18 protein-coding genes are annotated in these 17460 nt (G+C 68.6%); 8 read left to right on the forward strand and 10 right to left on the reverse strand.

Translation table 11 applies throughout. The features are described from left to right. The first annotated feature begins 79 nt into the window (after window positions 1-79). Complete coding sequence (locus tag HSX14_RS15980) at window positions 80-286, forward strand: tautomerase family protein (RefSeq protein ID WP_173180224.1); 207 nt, start codon at window positions 80-82, stop codon at window positions 284-286. 63 nt (window positions 287-349) lie between these two features. Here the strand turns inward: HSX14_RS15980 and HSX14_RS15985 are convergent, their stop codons facing one another. Both HSX14_RS15985 and HSX14_RS15990 read right to left on the reverse strand, forming a co-directional pair. Next, entirely contained in the window at window positions 350-1561 is a 1212-nt protein-coding gene (locus HSX14_RS15985) for a cytochrome c biogenesis protein DipZ (protein ID WP_173180223.1), read from the reverse strand. A gap of 36 nt (window positions 1562-1597) precedes the next feature. Further along, the gene (locus tag HSX14_RS15990) at window positions 1598-1864 is read right to left on the reverse strand and encodes a DUF2790 domain-containing protein (RefSeq protein ID WP_173180222.1); all 267 of its coding nucleotides are present in this window, start codon (window positions 1862-1864) and stop codon (window positions 1598-1600) included. Window positions 1865-2065: 201 nt separating this feature from the next. Between HSX14_RS15990 and HSX14_RS15995 the strand changes: the two genes are divergently transcribed. The 3 genes from HSX14_RS15995 to HSX14_RS16005 all read left to right on the forward strand — a co-directional run bounded on the left by HSX14_RS15995 (window position 2066) and on the right by HSX14_RS16005 (window position 4732). Continuing rightward, window positions 2066-2806 carry a response regulator gene (locus HSX14_RS15995; RefSeq protein ID WP_111264459.1) on the forward strand — a complete coding sequence of 247 codons (741 nt, stop codon included), beginning with the start codon at window positions 2066-2068 and terminating at the stop codon, window positions 2804-2806. Between the two features lie 41 nt (window positions 2807-2847). After that, a complete protein-coding gene (locus HSX14_RS16000; RefSeq protein ID WP_173180241.1) occupies window positions 2848-4113 on the forward strand; it encodes a sensor histidine kinase in 1266 nt (421 codons plus the stop codon). Between the two features lie 121 nt (window positions 4114-4234). Next, window positions 4235-4732, forward strand: coding sequence for an HvfX family Cu-binding RiPP maturation protein (locus HSX14_RS16005; protein WP_173180221.1), 498 nt, complete (start codon window positions 4235-4237; stop codon window positions 4730-4732). 434 nt (window positions 4733-5166) lie between these two features. Here HSX14_RS16005 and HSX14_RS16010 read toward each other — a convergent pair whose 3' ends face one another. The 4 genes from HSX14_RS16010 to HSX14_RS16025 form a co-directional block, all read right to left on the reverse strand. After that, window positions 5167-5910, reverse strand: coding sequence for an HvfC family RiPP maturation protein (locus HSX14_RS16010; RefSeq protein ID WP_173180220.1), 744 nt, complete (start codon window positions 5908-5910; stop codon window positions 5167-5169). Next, a complete protein-coding gene (locus tag HSX14_RS16015; protein ID WP_173180219.1) occupies window positions 5903-6748 on the reverse strand; it encodes an HvfB family MNIO-type RiPP peptide maturase in 846 nt (281 codons plus the stop codon). Before HSX14_RS16015 ends, HSX14_RS16010 begins: the two co-directional genes overlap by 8 nt. 73 nt (window positions 6749-6821) lie before the next feature. Further along, on the reverse strand, window positions 6822-7304 hold the full coding sequence (locus tag HSX14_RS16020; RefSeq protein ID WP_173180218.1) for an HvfA family oxazolone/thioamide-modified RiPP metallophore: 483 nt from the start codon (window positions 7302-7304) through the stop codon (window positions 6822-6824). Window positions 7305-7527: 223 nt separating this feature from the next. Beyond that, window positions 7528-8415: a LysR substrate-binding domain-containing protein gene (locus HSX14_RS16025; RefSeq protein ID WP_173180217.1), complete on the reverse strand. Its 888-nt coding sequence runs from the start codon at window positions 8413-8415 to the stop codon at window positions 7528-7530. A 92-nt stretch (window positions 8416-8507) separates the two neighbouring features. On the opposite strand from HSX14_RS16025, the gene HSX14_RS16030 reads away from it, so the two are divergent. Next, a complete protein-coding gene (locus HSX14_RS16030; RefSeq protein WP_173180216.1) occupies window positions 8508-9551 on the forward strand; it encodes an NAD(P)H-dependent flavin oxidoreductase in 1044 nt (347 codons plus the stop codon). 217 nt (window positions 9552-9768) lie between these two features. Here the strand turns inward: HSX14_RS16030 and HSX14_RS16035 are convergent, their stop codons facing one another. Then, window positions 9769-10500, reverse strand: coding sequence for an SDR family NAD(P)-dependent oxidoreductase (locus HSX14_RS16035; RefSeq protein WP_173180215.1), 732 nt, complete (start codon window positions 10498-10500; stop codon window positions 9769-9771). 256 nt (window positions 10501-10756) lie between these two features. Here HSX14_RS16035 and HSX14_RS16040 point away from each other — a divergent pair, with 256 nt between their 5' ends. Beyond that, a complete protein-coding gene (locus HSX14_RS16040; protein ID WP_173180214.1) occupies window positions 10757-11653 on the forward strand; it encodes a TauD/TfdA dioxygenase family protein in 897 nt (298 codons plus the stop codon). 38 nt (window positions 11654-11691) lie between these two features. Here HSX14_RS16040 and HSX14_RS16045 read toward each other — a convergent pair whose 3' ends face one another. After that, a complete protein-coding gene (locus HSX14_RS16045) occupies window positions 11692-12522 on the reverse strand; it encodes a cache domain-containing protein (protein ID WP_173180212.1) in 831 nt (276 codons plus the stop codon). A 355-nt stretch (window positions 12523-12877) separates the two neighbouring features. Here HSX14_RS16045 and HSX14_RS16050 point away from each other — a divergent pair, with 355 nt between their 5' ends. Beyond that, window positions 12878-13501, forward strand: a complete 624-nt coding sequence (locus tag HSX14_RS16050) for a LuxR C-terminal-related transcriptional regulator (protein ID WP_173180210.1) — start codon at window positions 12878-12880, stop codon at window positions 13499-13501. Between the two features lie 668 nt (window positions 13502-14169). On the opposite strand, the gene HSX14_RS16055 is transcribed toward HSX14_RS16050, so the two are convergent. After that, a complete protein-coding gene (locus HSX14_RS16055) occupies window positions 14170-15813 on the reverse strand; it encodes a hybrid sensor histidine kinase/response regulator (RefSeq protein WP_173179906.1) in 1644 nt (547 codons plus the stop codon). Between the two features lie 197 nt (window positions 15814-16010). On the opposite strand from HSX14_RS16055, the gene HSX14_RS16060 reads away from it, so the two are divergent. Continuing rightward, entirely contained in the window at window positions 16011-16514 is a 504-nt protein-coding gene (locus tag HSX14_RS16060; protein WP_175384261.1) for a hypothetical protein, read from the forward strand. An 80-nt stretch (window positions 16515-16594) separates the two neighbouring features. Here HSX14_RS16060 and HSX14_RS16065 read toward each other — a convergent pair whose 3' ends face one another. Further along, window positions 16595-17422, reverse strand: a complete 828-nt coding sequence (locus HSX14_RS16065; protein WP_173179908.1) for an acid phosphatase — start codon at window positions 17420-17422, stop codon at window positions 16595-16597. Window positions 17423-17460: the final 38 nt, after the last annotated feature.

Consider the following 17460-nt stretch of genomic DNA (forward strand, 5'->3'; position numbering starts at 1 on the left):
AAACGGAACAAATACAGTTACCTCACCCCGCCGAACGCCACCGGCCTCGGCGCCATCCGCCCCTACAGAGGAACTCCAGATGCCATTCGTCAACGTCCGCATCACCCGCGACGGCGTCACCCGCGAACAGAAGGCCCAGGTCATCGCCGAGATCACCGACACCCTGCAACGGGTCCTGGGCAAGGACCCGCACCTCACCCATATCGTCATCGAGGAAGTCGACACCGATAACTGGGGCTACGCCGGCATCACCACCACCGAGTACCGCAGGAACCCGCCCGGTTGAGGCCCGCCGGCAAGGCGCAAAAGGGAGGCCCGGCGCCTCCCTTTTTTCCGTCAGCCCTCCTGTTCAGCGTTGCGCCGCCTCATCCCGCTCCTTCAACAGCGCCTGGATCACCGCCTCCTGCTCCGCATAACGCCCCTCCCCCGCATGCATGTGGCGGATGCGCCCCCTGGCATCGATGAAGTAGTGCGCCGGCCAGTACTGGTTGTCGAAGGCGCGCCACACCCGGTACTGGTTGTCGGTGGCCACGGGGTGCCGGATGCCCAGGCGCGCGATGGCCTGGCGCACGTTCGCCTCGACCCGCTCGAAGGGGTATTCCGGCGTGTGCACCCCGATCACCACCAGCCCCTGGTCGGCGTAGCGCTGCGCCCACTCGTTCACATGGGGCAGGCTGTTGCGGCAGTTGATGCAGTCGTAGGTCCAGAAATCTACCAGCACCACCTTGCCGCGCAGCGCCTGCATGTCCAGCGGCGGGCTGTTCAGCCACTGGCTGGCGCCCCCCAGCGACGGCGCGGGGCCCAGGTCGGGCAGCCGCTCGTCCGCGCGGGCGTCGCCGACCAGAGGCTCCAGAAGCTTCGGCAGGTCATCGAGCACCCGAGCTTCGAGACCGGAAGCCAGGGCCGATGAGCCGACGCCGGCCAGTTGCGGGCCGAGCCCGCTGGCGATGCCGACCACCGCCAGCAGCGCCGCCACGCCCGTGCCGCGGCGCAGCCAGCCGACCAGCCGCAGTGACGGCCGCAGGCGTTGCAGCACGCCGCGCCCGAGGAAGACCGCCAGCGCCAACCCCGTCGCGCTGCCCAGGCCGAAGCTGAACAGCAGCAGGCTGGTGGAGGCATTGGGGCCATCGAGCATCGCCCCGGAGAGGACCAGCCCGAGGATCGGCCCCGCGCAGGGCGCCCACAGCAGGCCCGTGGCACAGCCCAGCAGCCAGGCCGCAAGCGCCGACGGCAGCCGCCGTGCCTGGCCGTGCAGGCGCTCGGCCAGCCACAGCCAGGGCCGGGAAAGCCAGTTGGCGACACGGCTGGAAAGCAACGCCAGCGCCGATGAGCCCAGCACCACCAGGGCGACCCAGCGCCCCCAGGTACTGGCCTCGATGGCCCAGTCGGCGGAAACGGCCGCCAGGCTCGCCAGCGCGGCGAAGCCCGAGGCGAGGCCGAGCAGGGTCAGCAGCGTCGAGCTGACCGAACCGCCGGAACGCGACAACAGCAGCGGCAGGACGGGAAGAATGCAGGGGCTGAACAGGGTCAGCACCCCACCGATGAAGGCGATGAGCAGCATGGGCACCTCGGCGCAGGCGATTTCGGGGGCAACGGCTCAGTTGCTGTCCTGGCAGGCCGTGGCGTGCTTCAGGTAGGCGAGACGGTGTTCACGGCCCTGGGAATCCAGGTAGTCCATGCGGGCTTCGACGACCTGGCAGAGCACGGTCGGCGCCTCGTGCAGCGCCAGGACCTTCTGCACATCCAGCTGCATGCCGTAGTGGTACTGCTCGACGGGCAGGGTCTCCGCCGCCTGCAGGCCGGAGCCCAGCAGCGGCAGGACCAGCGACAGGGCGAGGGCGGCGGAACGGGCGAGTGATTTCATGACGATCTCCTGGTGATGGAAGCCGGCCGGGTTGCCGGGCCTCCATTGCAAGGCCAGGGGGTATCGCCACTGTGTCGGAAGCGCCGCCGATTTGCCGCGCCAGGTAACAAACCGGCCCTGTATACACTGCAATACAAAGGGCAGCGGGCAAGCGGGCGCGACGTCGATACACTAGCGCCGACACCCTCCGAGGAACGCTCCATGGACCACATCGACCACATCCTGATCGTCGACGACGACCGGGAAATCCGCGAGCTGGTCGGCAACTACCTGAAGAAGAACGGCCTGCGCGTGAGCCTGGCGGCCGATGGCCGGCAGATGCGCGGCTTTCTCGACGGCAACACGGTCGACCTGATCGTGCTCGACATCATGATGCCCGGCGAAGACGGCCTGAAGCTCTGCCGCGAGCTGCGCGTGGGTAGGCACAGGTCCACCCCGGTGCTGATGCTCACCGCCCGCAGCGAAGAGACCGACCGCATCATCGGCCTGGAGATGGGCGCCGACGACTACCTGACCAAGCCCTTCTCCGCCCGCGAGCTGCTGGCCCGGATCAACTCCGTGCTGCGGCGCACCCGCATGCTGCCGCCGAACCTGCAGATCAGTGAAAGCAGCCGCCTGATCGGCTTCGGCCAGTGGCGCCTGGACACCAGTGCACGCCACCTGCTAGACGCCGAAGGCACCATGGTCGCCCTGAGCGGCGCCGAGTACCGCCTGCTGCGGGTCTTCCTCGACCACCCGCAGCGCGTGCTCAGCCGCGAGCAATTGCTGAACCTGACCCAGGGTCGCGAGGCCGACGTGTTCGACCGTTCCATCGACCTGCTGGTCAGCCGCCTGCGCCAACGCCTGCTGGACGACGCCCGCGAGCCGGCCTGCATCAAGACCGTGCGCAGCGAGGGCTACGTCTTCTCCCTGCCCGTGCAACTGATCGAGCCCCTGTCGTGAGCACCCTCCTCCACTGGCCACGGACACTGGCCGCGCGGCTGATGCTGATCTTCCTCAGCGGCCTGGTGCTCGCCTACGGTATGTCCTTCAGCTCGCAGTTCTACGAGCGCTACCAGACCGGCCGCAGCATGATGCTCAACAACCTGGAAATGGACGTGAGCACCGTCGTCGCCCTGATCGACCGCCTCCCGGCCCAGGAACGCGCGGCCTGGCTGCCGCTGCTGGAGCGGCCGAACTACCGCTACCGCCTGGACCTGGGCCTGCCGGGCACGCCCATGGACATGAGCGCGGCGCCCATGGCCGCCACCTCCATCGAGCGCGCCCTGGGCAAGGACTACGCCTTGAGCTTCGCCACCATCGAAGGGCCCGCGCCGCACTTCCAGGTGCACATGCGACTGCGCGACGGCCACCCGCTGACGCTGGACGTGACGCCCGCGCCCATTCCCATGGCCAAATGGCTGCCATTGATGCTCAGCCTGCAACTGGCGGTGCTGCTGCTGTGCACCTGGCTCGCCGTGCGCATGGCCATCCGCCCCCTCACCCGCCTGGCCGGCGCCGTCGACCAGCTCGACCCGGACACGCCCGCCACGCCGCTGGCGGAGACCGGCCCGCGCGAGGTCGCCCATGCCGCCCGCGCCTTCAACGCCCTGCAAGGCCGCATCGCCGCCTACCTCAAGGAGCGCATGCAGCTGCTGGCGTCGATCTCCCACGACCTGCAAACCCCGATCACCCGCATGAAGCTGCGTGTTGAGCAGATGGACAACACCCCCGAAGTCGAACGCCTGTGGAGCGACCTCGACGAGATGCAGCACCTGGTGCGCGAGGGCGTCGCCTACGCGCGCAGCCTGGACGGCGGCCGCGAAGCCGTCTGCCGCGTGGCGCTGGCCGCCTTCCTCGACAGCCTGGTGCTCGACTACCAGGACAGCGGCCAGGCGGTGAGCCTCGAAGGCCGCACCGGTGCGCTGCTGGAGACGCGGCCGCACGCGCTGCGACGGGTGCTGAGCAACCTCATCGACAACGCCCTCAAGTTCGGTGGCAATGCCGAGTTGCGGGTGCTGGAGGATGGGCCTGGCCGCGTGCGCCTGCAGGTGCTGGACGAAGGCCCGGGGATCGACGAGGCGGAGCTGGAACAGGTCTTCAAGCCCTTCTACCGCGTGGAGGGCTCGCGCAACCGCGACACCGGCGGCACCGGCCTGGGCCTGGCCATCGCCCAGCAGTTGAGCCAGGCCCTGGGCGCCCGCCTCACCCTGCGCAACCGCGAAGGCGGCGGCCTCTGCGCGCAACTGGAACTGGATGTAACGGGCTGAGCCACGGATACACCGGGATACACAGCGCCGCCGGGCGGACACACGCGGGACAAGACCGGCGGCGAGCATGGCCTCACCGCGCGGGCACCCCGTCCAGCGCCCCGATCCCGAGGCATTTCCCATGACGTCACTGGCATCCACACCCTTCAAACAGGCCTGCAACCGCCTCGCCCAACTGGGCGACTTCGGTGCGGACATCCCCCTGCGCCTGTTCCTGGCCTGGGAGTTCTTCGAGTCGGGCCTGGATAAATGGAACGGCGACAACTGGTTCGAGCCGATCAACGCCGCCTTCCCGTTCCCCTTCGACCTGCTCCCTGCCGGGCTCAACTGGCAGCTCTCCATGTGGGCCGAACTGATCGCCCCACTGCTCCTGCTGCTCGGCCTCGGCACCCGCTTCGCCGCATTCGTGCTGATGATCCTCACCGTCGTCGCCATCGCCGCCGTGCACTGGCCGGCGCACTGGTCGAGCCTCGCCGAACTCGCCCAGGGCTACTCCATCAGCGACAGGGGCTACGGCAACTACAAGCTGCCGCTGATCTACCTGGTCGCCGCCCTCCCCCTGCTCCTCAACGGCGCCGGACGCCTCAGCCTCGACGCCCTGCTGCGCCGCAGGGGCTGAATTCTTCCGCCCAATGAAAAGCCCGCGCATCAGGCGATGCGCGGGCTTCTTCTTTGAAATGATGGGTCTCGCTACGCTCGCAGAACGCCGTCCGTAGGATGGGGAGAGCGGTGCGAAACCCATGCTGTGTGGATGACGCTCGCGATGCCCGGCATGACCCCGATTGGTGGACCGTTAAAGCGTGGTCCACCCTAAGCCGCGGACGCCTCCGTGATCGGCCAGTAGTAAAGCATCGCGAATGAATTCGCTCCCACAAGGCAGCCCGCCCCCTCCCACGTCCAGGGCCTTGCTATGGCATTTCCGTAGGGTGGGTAGAGCGAAGCGAAACCCACGCGGTGCAGCGTGACCGAGACACTGGGACTCCCGCGCTTTAGCGTTACGTAACGCTTCGCATATTCGTTACGTAACGATATCCGCTTCTGAATGGCACCGCCTTACTGGCGCGTACCGATCACCACGCCCCGCTCCCGCAAACCCTCCAGCAACGCCAGCCCCTGCGGCAGGATGGCCTCGACCTCCACGCCGATGGCTTCGGCCAGGCCTGCCAGGTGCTGCAACCCGCTGCATTCGCCTTGCTGCAACGACACCAGCAGCGCGTGGGCCAGCGGTGCCAGGCGGGAAAAATGCACCTGCTGATCCATACCGCGCCGGGCCAGCAGCAGCGTCGGCTGCTCCGGCGCCTGTTGCGGCAGGAAGCCCGGGGCGATCTCGTTCACCGGCCAGGCATAGGCCAGCGGCCAGGCCAGGGCCGAGAGCAACGGAACCCCGGCGAGCAGGTCACCTTCCGGGGCATGCGCGCTCTCCTGGCGGTCGCTCAGCAGCAGTGCGCTTTCCACCCACTCGTAATGGGCCAGCTCCACCAGCCAGGGTAACGCCAGGCCATCGCCCCCGCCGCCTTCGAGAAAGCTCACGAACTCCCCGGCCAACTCGGTGAACAGCGGCGTACGGCAGTGATGCTCGGCGTAGAAGCTGCGCACCAGCGCCTGCCAGCGCGCGTCACCCAGGCAGGCACGGAGCACCGGGAAGCCCCCCGCCAGCAGCCCCTCGACATTGCCGAAGAACAGCTGCCGGTAGACCGCCAGGCGCCGTGCCTCGATGCCGGGTGGCGGCGCGTAGCGCTGCGGGTCTCGTACATGCCGGGCCAGGCTCAGCAACTGGGCGTGCAGTTCATCAGCCATGGCGCACCTCCGGCCAGCCGGTGGCGGCGTGCTGCCGCGCGCGGATCTGCTCCACCTCCTCCAGCAGCTCCACCAGGGGCGGGAAGTTGAAGTCGCGCTCCAGCAAGGTCGGCAGCGGGCCGAAGCGCCGGTAGGCCCGCTCCAGCAGGTGCCAGACATCGCCCTTCACCGTCGCGCCGTGGGTGTCGATCTTCAGGTCCGGCGCCTCGTCGTAGTGGCCGGCCACATGCAGGCCGGCCACCCGCCCGGCCGGGATCGCCGCCAGGTAGGCCGCTGCGTCGTAGCCATGGTTGATGGCGTTGACATGGAGGTTGTTGACGTCCAGCAGCAGGTCGCAATCGGCCTCCTCCAGCACCGCGCGGAGGAAGTCGATCTCGCTCAGTGCCTGGTAGGGCGCGGCGTAGTAGGAAATGTTCTCCACGGCGATGCGCCGGCCGAGCACGTCCTGCGCCTGGCGGATGCGCGCGGCGACGTGGTGCACTGCCTCCTCGGTGAACGGCAGCGGCAGCAGGTCGTAGAGCTGGGCCTGGTCGGAGCAGTAGCTCAGGTGCTCGCTGAAGCAGGCCACGTGGTGGCGGTCGAGGAAGCGCCGGGTCTGCCGCAGCAGCTCCAGGTCCAGCGGTGCCGGGCCGCCCAGGGACAGCGACAGGCCGTGGCAGCTCAGCGGGAAGCGCTCGGCCAGTTGCGCCAGGCCATCGCCGAAGCGGCCACCGACGCCGATCCAGTTGTCCGGCGCGCATTCGAGGAAGTCCAGGGCGCCGGCGTCCATCGCCAGCAGCTCGGGCATCAGGGCGCGGCGCAGGCCGAGGCCGGCGCCGTGCAGGGAGGCTGTGTTCATGAGGGGGCTCCAGAAAGCGCGAACCCTCCCGGCCAGGGGCGCAGGAGGGTTCTTGGGGGGCGTGGGCGGCGGCTCAGTCCTTCGCCTGGCTCATGTGGGTGAACAGTTCCGCCGGCACTTTCTTGCCGTTGGAGAGGTACTGGTTGCTGCGGAACCTGTACACCTCCGCCTCGGACAGGTAGCCATCGCCATTGGCGTCGATCGCCTTGAACTCCTTGCCGCCCTTCGGCGCCACCGCCAGCAGCTCGGCGAGGGAGACGCGGCCGTCGTGGTCGGTGTCGGTGCGGGCGAACGAGGCGTCGCCGCACTTGCCTTCACCGCATTTGCCCTCCCCGCACTTGCCTTCGCCCTGGGTCGCCTTGGCGCTGGCGCCGCTGGAGCCGCATTTGCCTTCGCCACACTTGCCTTCGGCGGCCTTGTCGGCGGCGGCCAGCTGGTAGCCCTGGGGCAGAGCCTCGACGGCGAAGGCGGCGGACGAGGCGATGTTGAGGCCGCCGGCCAGGGCCACGGCGAGCAGGCCGATACGGGATGTGTTCGCGAGCGGGGTGTGGGACATGGTGCTTCTCCGGATACAGGGCGCGGGCGGTGCCGCGCTGGGCATGCCACGGGTGGCGTTGGAACCCTGGAACCCGCAGCCAGGCTGCATGGGTTCGGGGTTGGGGCTATTTCGCCCGCCCCCTGTATCCGTGGCGTATCCGTGAGGGGGCGCATTTGTAAGCCAGCCCGGGGCGCGGGCCGCGAGATACAGAGCGATACACGCCACCCCGCCCGTTCACGGTCTATTCCGCCACGAGCGCCTCGCGCAGGCGCTCGAAGGCCGTGGTCGCATAGCCCTCGCGCCAGACCAGCAGGGTGTCCACCGAGAGCGCCGGCAACGCGGTCACCGGCGGGCTTTCGCGATACAGCGCGAGGAGCGAGCGCGGCACGATGCCTGCGCTGTCGCCCGCACTGACGCACGCGAGGATGGCGTGGTAGGAGCCCACCTCGCGCACCTGCAAGGGCGCGCCTCCCTGCGCGCGGTGCTCGCCCAGCCAGCGCTCGGCGAGCATCCGGTAGGTGCAGCCCCGGGCGAAGCAGGCCAGCGCGCCGACGCGAAGGTCCCCGGGCGATGCCGGCGGCGGGTGATCGGGCGGCAACAGCATCACCAGTTCCTCATTGAAGGCCGGCATGGCGCACAGGCCGCGCTCCAGCGCCTGGCCGTGCAGGTCCTCGCGGCGCAGCGCATCGGGGTGCGCCACCAGGGCGCAATCGAGGCGGCTGGACAGCACCCCCTCGATCAGGGCCTGGCTGGTGCCGGTCGAAACCTCCAGGGCGACCCCTGGGTGAGCGCGGTGATAACGCGCCAGGATCGGCGGCAGCCTGCTGGCCGCCGTGCTTTCCATGCTGCCCAGGCGCAGCGTCCCGCCCGCCACGCCCGGGTGCATGGACTGCCGTGCCTCCGCCGCCAGTGCCAGCAGCCGCTCGGCATAGGCGAGGAATTCGCGGCCCTTGTCGGTGAGCGTCATGCGCTTGCCGTCGCGCAGGAACAGGTGCACGCCCAGTTCGTCTTCCAGTTGCTTGATGCGCGTGGTGACGTTCGACTGCACCCGCTGCAGGTGCTGGGCGGCACGGGTCACGCTCTGCTCGTCGGCGACGGCGCGAAAGATCTCGAGGCTGGTCAGGTCCACTTTCAATCTCTTACAGAGAACAAGTTGATCTGAATATTCTCATTATGAGATTTTACGTCAAGCCAACCCTTGACCCAGAGGCCTGCCGACACATGCTGATCACCGAACTGTTGGGGATCGAGATCCCCCTCATCCAGGCGCCCATGGTGGGTGTCTCCACGCCGAAACTCGCCGCTGCCGTGTCCAACGCCGGTGCGCTGGGCTCCATCGGCATCGGCGCCAGCACGCCCGAGCAGGCCCGGGCGATGATCCGCGATACCCGCGCGCTGACCGCCAAGCCGTTCAACGTCAACCTCTTCTGCCACGCGCCCGCCCAGCCCGACCCCGCGCGTGAACGGGCCTGGCTGGAGCACCTGCGCCCGCTGTTCGCCGAATTCGACGCCGAACCGCCGGCCGCGCTGCGCGAGATCTACCGCAGCTTCCTCGACGACCCGGCCATGCTCCAGGTGCTGCTGGAAGAGGCCCCGGCCGTGGTCAGCTTCCACTTCGGCCTGCCGCAGCAAGGCTGGATCGACCAGCTGAAGGCTCGCGGCATCCGCCTGCTCGCCACCGCCACCAACCTGGCCGAGGCGCGGCTGATCGAAGTGGCCGGAATCGACGCTATCGTCGCCCAGGGCGTCGAAGCTGGCGGCCATCGCGGTGTGTTCGAGCCCGAGCAGGATGCGCTGATCGGCACCTTCGCCCTCACCCGCACCCTGGCCAGCCGGACCCGCCTGCCGGTCATCGCCGCCGGCGGCATCATGGACGGCGCCGGCATCCGCGCGGCGCTGCAACTGGGCGCCAGCGGCGCGCAGCTCGGCACCGCCTTCATCCTCTGCCCGGAATCCGCCGCCAACGCCGCCTACCGCGCAGCCATGCAAAGCCCACGGGTCGAGCGCACCGCCCTCACCGCGGCCATCTCCGGGCGCTCCGCACGCGGGCTGCCGAACCGGCTGTTCAGCGATGTCGGCCACCCCCAGGCCCCTGCCCTGCCCGACTACCCCATCACCTACGACGCCGCCAAGGCCCTGCACGCGGCCGCCTCGGCCAAGGGCTGCGACGACTACGCCGTGCAGTGGGCCGGCCAGGGCGCACCGCTGGCCCGGGCATTGCCCGCCGCCGAACTGGTGGCCACCCTCGCCGGTGAACTTGCGTGACGTAGGGGCGTGCTTGGAATTGGGTTCGTAGGGGTAGCGCTGCGCCGTAGGTCGGCGCCGAGCGCAGCGAGGCCCAACGGAGCGTGGCTCGGCTGCGCTGCGTTGGGCTTCGTACCTCAACCCAACCTACCCCCGTGGCAGGACGTAGCCCGGGACACACACGGACGTAAAGACAAAAAAGGGAGGCTCGAAGCCTCCCTTTCTCATCACCTCCTGGTCACCAGGTCCCGCTGCTCATCCCGCCGTCCACCGCCAGCACCACGCCCGTGGTGAAGCCGGCGCCGGCGAGGTACAGCACTGCCGCGGCGATCTCCCCAACCGTGCCGATCCGCCCCGACGGTGCCAGGCCGTTGAGGAACTCGCGGTTGGCCGGGTCGTGCATCGGCGTCTCGATGATGCCGGGCGCCACCGCGTTGACCTGGATGTTGTGCGGCGACAGCTCAAGCGCCAGCGCGCGGGTCATCTGGTTGATGCCGCCCTTGATCAGCACCGGCAGCGCCGCGGGCACCCGGATGTTGGGCTGCAGGGCCACGGCGGCGGAGATGTTGATGATGCGTCCGCCGCCCCGTGCGGCCATGTGCGCGGCGGCCACCTGGCTGCTGTAGACCACGCCCTTGAGGTTGGTGTCCAGCAGCGTTTCCAGGTCTTGCGGGCTGTAGTCGATGAAGGGCTTGGGCAGGAAGAAGCCGGCGTTGTTGACCAGCACCTCGACGCTGCCGAACGCCTCCAGCGCCGCGGCGAACACCCTGGAGGCGGTGCCCGGGTCGGCGACGTCCCCGGCCACGCCGATGAACCCGGCCGGGTCGCCCAGGCTCGCGGCGGCTTCACGCAGGCGCTCGGCGGTACGCGCGGTGCCGACCACGTTGTAGCCCTGGTCGATGAAGGCGCGGGCCAGGCCCAGGCCGATGCCGCTGGATGCGCCGGTGATGACGACGGTCTGCTTGCTCATGTTCGGTTCCTCTCAGATGGCTCGTGTCGTGGCAGCGGTCGCGCCGCGTTGCCGTTGCAGCGCACTGTATTTGTGAGCATCGAGCCGAAAAATCCGCCATGGATCACTTCAGTTGATACGCCAGGTAATCAATCGACCGGCGATGCGGGCGGCGGATGAACGCGGGCGACCGGATTTTGGCCGGAGTCGCCGTGGCGGGGAGCGCGCGCGTTGGCCATGCTGAGCACGCCCATGACAACGACAAGAGGTGGCCCCGATGTTCGAGTTCTTCCATGTCCATCCCAGCGTCAACCGCGCCCTGGAGACGCGCCACTTCCAGGCCGTGCCCGCCACCGGCGCACTGGGGGCCGACGTCAGCGGTGTCGACCTGAAGCGGCTCGACGGCGAGGGCTTCGCCGAACTGCGCCAGGCGTTGCTGCATCACAAGGTGCTGTTCATCCGGGACCAGCAACTGGAGGTCGAAGACCTGGAACGGGTGACCCTGGCCTTCGGCGAGTTCGGCCGCGAGCCCTATGTGAAGGGCATGGCCGACCACCCGAACGTGGTCCATGTGGTCAAGGAAGCCGACGAGAAGAGCCCCGTGGTGTTCGGCGGAGCCTGGCACACCGACTGGTCTTTCCAGGCCAGGCCGCCAGCCTTCACCCTCCTCTACGGCAAGGACATCCCGCCCTTCGGCGGCGACACCTTCTTCGCCAACCTGGCGCTGGCCCACGACTGGCTGTCCCCGCCCCTGCGGGCATTCCTCCAGGGGCTCGACGCCATCCACAGCCCCGAGCGCGCCTATGGCGTCGGTGCGGCGCACAACAGGATGCTGGAGAACATGGACAACCGCTTCGGCGAAGCCACGGACGACGAGGTGCGTAGCCACCCGCTGATCACCCGCCACCCGGAAACCGGGCAGCAGGTGCTCTTCGTCAACCCGGCCTACACCAGCGGCATCGAAGGGCTGCGCCCCACGGAGGCGACCGCGCTGCTGACCCACCTGTTCGGCGTCGCGGCCCAGCCGACCTTCACCTGCCGCATGCGCTGGAGCCCCGGCACGCTGGCGATCTGGGACAACCGCAGCACCTGGCACCTGCCGATTTCCGACTACCACGGCATGCGCCGCGAGATGTACCGCACCACCGTGATCGGCGAGGCCCCCACCCGCTAGCCCCGCAGGGGGCTGCGCGCCGGCAGCCCCCGCACGCTTCAGTCGCTGTAGTAGCCGGTCACCACCAGGTAGTGGCCGACCTTGCGCAGCAGCGCGTGCTTGTACTCCACCTTGCCGGTCACCGGGTTCTTCCAGCGGTACTCGTAGTCGCCCTGGTCGGCCTTGGCCATCAGCTCGAGGATCGGCGCACCCACCGGCTTGCCCTCGGGGTCGTCGATGGTGGCGAAGTCAACGCCCACCAGGCGCAGGTTGTAGCCGTGGGCGACGTAGCGGCGGTCCTGCAGGTCGACGACGAACAGGTACAGGTCGTCCTCGCGGAATGCCGGCGACAGCGCGTTGATCGCCTTGATGCTGCCGGCCGCGTCGGCCTGCATCGCCTTCACGGCGCGCGCCAGGAACTGATGCGCCTGCTCGGGCGTGGCCCGGGGCAGGTAATGGCCGACGGCGATGATGCGCTCGCCAACCCGGCGGAAATACACCTCCTTGCGCTCCACCCGGCCGTCGCGCCAGTTCTTCCAGCGGTATTCGGCGGTCTGCACGCCCTGCTGCTCGGTGGTGGCCAGCACCTTCTGGAAGGCCTCGCGCAGCTCGGGCTCCAGCACCTGTGACACGTCCCGGCCGATCAGCACGGCCGAAGGACCGCCGCTGGCCAGCATCACGCCGTGGGTATCCACCACGAACACGTAGCGATCGTCCTCGATGAACTCGCCCTGCCGGCTGAACGCCGCCAGCGCCGCGTCGCCCTGCTTCTGGTAATAGTCGACCGCACGGTCCAGCAAGGCGCGCGCCTTCTCGGCGTCCGCCGCCGGGTCTGCCGACGCCAGCCCGGTGAACGCCAGGCAGAGGGCCAGGGCAATGGTTCGGAACATGGATGCAACTCCTCGCGCCAGGGGCGACGACAGCGGCCGGTTGGCCTACAGGGAAGAATTCCTTCCACATTTTCGTACAGGCTCCGGATAACGCCAGGCGCTCGCCAGGAATTCGAGGCGATCTGCTGCGAACGAGGATGGATTCGGGCGTCTTCGCATGCCCTGGCAATGGAATTGCCGATGGTCGATGCGGTGTTTTGGACGATGGCGTGCGAGGCGATTTGTCTCTACCCTGACACACTTTCAGGAAGAATCACCCGCTGCTGTGCGCAGGCAGTCGATTTCCGAAGCCGTGTCGCCAGGTCGACGTGCCGTCGATGGCGTCTGGCTTCCCCGAGAACAAGACAATAAACGGATGTCCGAAGAAAACCGTTCCGAATGCATCATCGTCGCCGACGATCACCCCGTATTCCGCGATGGCCTGCGGCGTATCGTCCAGCGCGTGCTCCCCACCGCCCGGGTGGAGGAAGCCGGCAGCATGGACGAGGTACTGGCCCTGGCCCGTGAGGGCGAAACGCCGAGCATGTTCATCCTCGACCTGCTCTTCCCCGGGCAATCCGTCGAGGCCATCGGCGCGTTGCGCCAGGCCTTCAAGCGCAGCTCCATCGTCATCGTCTCCATGGTCGACAGCCAGAAGGCCGTGGACGAGGTGATGGCCGCCGGTGCCGACGGCTTCATCGGCAAGGCCACGGCACCGGACGAGGTCGGCGAGGCCTTGCTGGCCATCCGCGACGGGGACTTCGTGGTGCGTTTCGGCGAGACCGGCCTGCTCGCCAACGACGCCGGGCTGACCCAGCTCACGCCCCGCCAGCAGGACGTGCTGCGGCTGATCGTCGGCGGCCTGTCGAACAAGGAAATCGCCCGCGAGCTGGATATCTCCCCCTTCACCGTGCGCATCCACGTCTCCTCGCTGCTCCGCGCCCTGGGCGTCAACACCCGCGCCGCCGCTGCGGCCAAGGCCGCCAAGGCGGGCATCTGATTTCGTAGGTTGGCGCCGAGCGCAGCGAGGCCCGACACGCGATATCCGGCCCGGCCCCAGGCTGTTTCTGTAGGAGCGGCTTCAGCCGCGAAAGACCTTCCCCAGGCTTGTGGCCGCGAGTAGCCGGATGCTCCTATCGCGAATGAATTCGCTCTGTCTGCGTTAGGTATCGCCAGAAGGTTTCGAGCTCAGTTGATTGCCGAGCTTTGCTGATGGTTCCTGTTTCGCCTTGCCGGGCGAGTCCCTTTTCCAATCGCTGGAACGCCAGCCCGGTGAAAAGGAACCAAAAAACTTGCCCCTGCATACGGGTCTGGCTTCGCCAGACTTCCCTCACTCCATCATCGTTTCAGGGGCCCGGCGTAACGGGCCATCCATGGCCCGGTACGCCTCTCGCGACATCCATGTCGCTCAACCCCTGAAACGACGATTGCGCTCGGCCTCCTGAAGGGGCGTTTGGCCGCCGCTCCAACCTCTTCGCCAAAATCTTCATCGATGTGCGCATCACGCTCGGTGCGCAACGGCTTCGTAGGATGGCGTAGAGCGAAGCGAAACCCATGCGGTGGGCCTGCCAGGAATCCAGAAGAGCCCTGAAAGCGCCGCTCTCGTGAATCCACAACAGCTAACGCAGACAGAGCGAATGGACTCGCTCCCACCCAGGGTGCTACGCCTCAACCCGCCGCGGCCGTCTCCGGCATGCCCAGCTTCAGCGCCATCAGCACCGAGCGCAGCTCGGCCGGGTGCAGGGGCTTGGAGAGGATCGGGATGTCCGGGTCGGCCACCAGCTCCTGCACCCGCTTCACCTCGTGACCGGTGATCACCACCGCCGGCACCTTCCAGCCGCTGCGGGCGCGGATGCGTTCGATGCAGTCGGCCCCGGTGGTCTCGGTGTCGAGGTCGAAATCGGTGATGACCAGATCGCACTGCACCTCGCCCGGCGGCAACGAAGGCCGTGCCTCGACGACGCAGCCCCACTTCTCCAGCAGCGTCGCCGTAGCGCGCAGCACGGCGCCATCGTCCTCGATGAGCATCACCCGCAGGCCGTCGAGCATGCGCAGCGGCAGCGACGAGCGCGCCGGCAAAGGCGCCTGGCGCGGCGCTTCGCAGCCTTGCAGGCCTTCGATGGCCACGCTGGTGCCTCGCCCCAGGCGCGAGGCGATGCGGATATCCAGGCCCATCAGTTGGGCCAGGCGCTTGACGATGGCCAGGCCCAGGCCGACGCCCTCGATGTCGCGGTCACGCACCTGGCGCACCCGGTAGAACTCGTCGAAGACATTGGCCAGGTGCTGCGGCGGAATACCGCGACCCTGGTCGTGCACCTCGATGGCGATGCGCCCGTCGCGCCGCCGGCAGCCAAGCAGCACGGGGCGGCCAGGCGCGTACTTGAGGGCGTTGGAGAGAATGTTCTGCACCATGGTCGAGAGCAGGTGCGGGTCGGCCTGCACGTGCAGCTGCGGCGGCACCCGCAGCTGGATGCGCACCCCGGCCCAGCGCGCGGCCTCGGCGTTCTGCCGCACCAGGTCCTGCAGCAGGGCCTCCAGCGCCACCGGCTGGGTGCGCGGCACCACCTTGCCACCATCGAGGCTGTACATGTCGAGGATCGAGCGGAACAGCTGGGAAACGCTGTGCAGCGACTTGTCGATGCTGTCCACCAGCTGGCGCTCCTCATGGCCCAGGTCGGCGTCGCGCAGGCACGCGGTGAACAGGCTGATGCTGTGGATCGGCTGGCGCAGGTCGTGGCTGGCCTGGGCCAGGAAGCGCGACTTGGCGAGGTTGGCCGCGCTCTCCGCCTCGGTGGCCCGCCGCGCCTGGCCCAGCAGGATGTTCACGTAGGCCGGCACGATGATGGTGGTCACCACCAGCGTCAGCACCATGTAGGGCTGCTCCTGCCAGTAGGGGTTGAGCGCGGTGATCACCGCCAGTGCCACCAGTGCCAGCAGGGTCGAGACCGCCAGGTAGCGCGAACCGAAGCGCAGGCCGTTACCCACCGTCACCCACAGCAACAGGCCATAGGCCGGGAGCATCGCCGGCCCGCCGACGATCATCGAGAAGCCGATGCCGGCGTAGTCGTGGACCATGGAGAACAGCCGGCGCGAAGGGTACACGCCCGGCCGGCGCACGATGAGCGTCAGCAGCACGAAGGAAACGGCCAGGAACAGCGTGTTGTAGATGAGGATGGGCAGCGCCTTGTCTTCCGGCATGCGGCCGATGAGCTCGGCCACTGCGGTGTAGAGCGTGGCGAGGCTGGCGATGACCAGCCGGACGACGGCCTGGGAGCGTTCGGTGTCGAGTGCGCTACGGCGAAAAGCGGGCATGCAACATCCTTTCTGCCTGGGCGGGCCAGGTCTGGTCCTTCCTGAAGGGTGCAACCTTATGCGTCGCGGTCGCCGCTGATCAAGCGGCACGGCACCTCGCTGACCGATGGCGCGCGGCCACCGTTGATCATTCTCCTCGAACCCTTCCGGACGCCGTGGGCCGTATTCCAAGTAACCCACAGCACCTGGAGAACTCCATGAGACTGAACAAATTGACTGCCTTCATCCTCACCGGCTGCCTGGCCGGCGCCTCCCTCACCGCACTGGCCGAGACCGATGGCGGCACCGGCCCCACCGTGCCCGGCCCGAGCACGCCCAGCTCCCCGACCTCCCCCTCGACCGACAGCGGCACCGGCTCGGGCACCCAGTCGCCCGGCAATGGCGTCGGTGGCCCCAGTGCGCCCGGCGGCACCGGTACGGGTGGTACCGGCACGGGCAGCGGCACCGGTGGCCAGGGCGGCGCTCCGACCCCGGGCACCGATGGCAGCGGCACGGGAACCGGCACGGGGACCGGTGGTACCGGCGGCTCGGGAACCGGTGGGACGGGCACGGGTGGCACCGGCTCCGGGACCGGCGGTGCGGGCACCGGTGGCATGGGCGGCAGCGGCACCGGCGCCCCGGCAGGAACCGGCGGCACAGGTGGCTCGGGCTCCTCGGGCGGCAGCGGCAGCGCCTCCGGCGGTTCCAGCGGCAGCCAGTGACCCCTTCCGGCAACCACGCCCTGCGGCGTGGTTGCCGTCTCCTCCCCCATCCCGCTCCCCCAGCCGGAACGGGCCCCTTCCTAGTCGATCCCCATCGCCAGGGCCCTGGCCTCGGCGGCACAGTCGCGACCGGCCACCGCCCCCTGTCCGCGGACGGCCATCAGTTCGCTCCTGGCCATGGCGAAATCCGCCTGGAAGGTCGGGTCGCCATGCAGGCGTGCCAAGGCGGTGGCGCCTATCTCGCGGCCCTCGCGGATATCGCTGTACCAGTGCACGTTGCACACCATGCGGCTTTCCGAATAGGCCCGGCCTCGGGCCCAGAGGGCGTCGCTGCGTTCCGGGGCCAGCTCGCTCAGCAAAAGTGCCCAGGCCCAGCCGATGGCGCTGTGCCCGGAGGGATAGGAACCATCCTTCGCCAGCTTGGGCTCATCCGCCGGGGTGCAGCTGGGTTGCCGGTTGAATACGAAGGGGCGGGTCCGGTTGTAGCGCGTCTTGGCGCCGTAGGTCGCGAGGCCCGCATCGGCCAGGGTCCGGCGCAGGAGCCGGTACAACGCCGGTGTCTGCTGCTCGTTGATGGGCGCATCCAGGGCACAGGAGAAGGTGTCGGCGGCGGCGGGAAACTTCAGGTCGGCATCGCGGATCGCCAGCTCCCAGCGCGCACCGCCACGCAGGGCCTGGCTTTTTTCAGCCAGGTGCCGGTCCAGCAGGAAGGCAGGCGTGTCCGCCGCAGGGGGTGGCGGCAGCAGCGCCAGGCTATCGGGCAGGTCCTCCTTCTGCAGATAGCCCACGAGGTAACCCGGTCGGAGTTCTGGAATCCGTTGCTGCGGGTCAGGTTGCCCGGCTTCGCTCGGGTTGATCAGCGCCAATAACGACAGGCTGAGCAGGTATTTCGATAACTGACGGTACATAGGGATGACCTCCAGGCAAGTTGGAGCCGTTACAGTGC

The sequence above is a fragment of the Pseudomonas tohonis genome (genome assembly GCF_012767755.2).
Lineage (GTDB): Bacteria > Pseudomonadota > Gammaproteobacteria > Pseudomonadales > Pseudomonadaceae > Metapseudomonas > Metapseudomonas tohonis.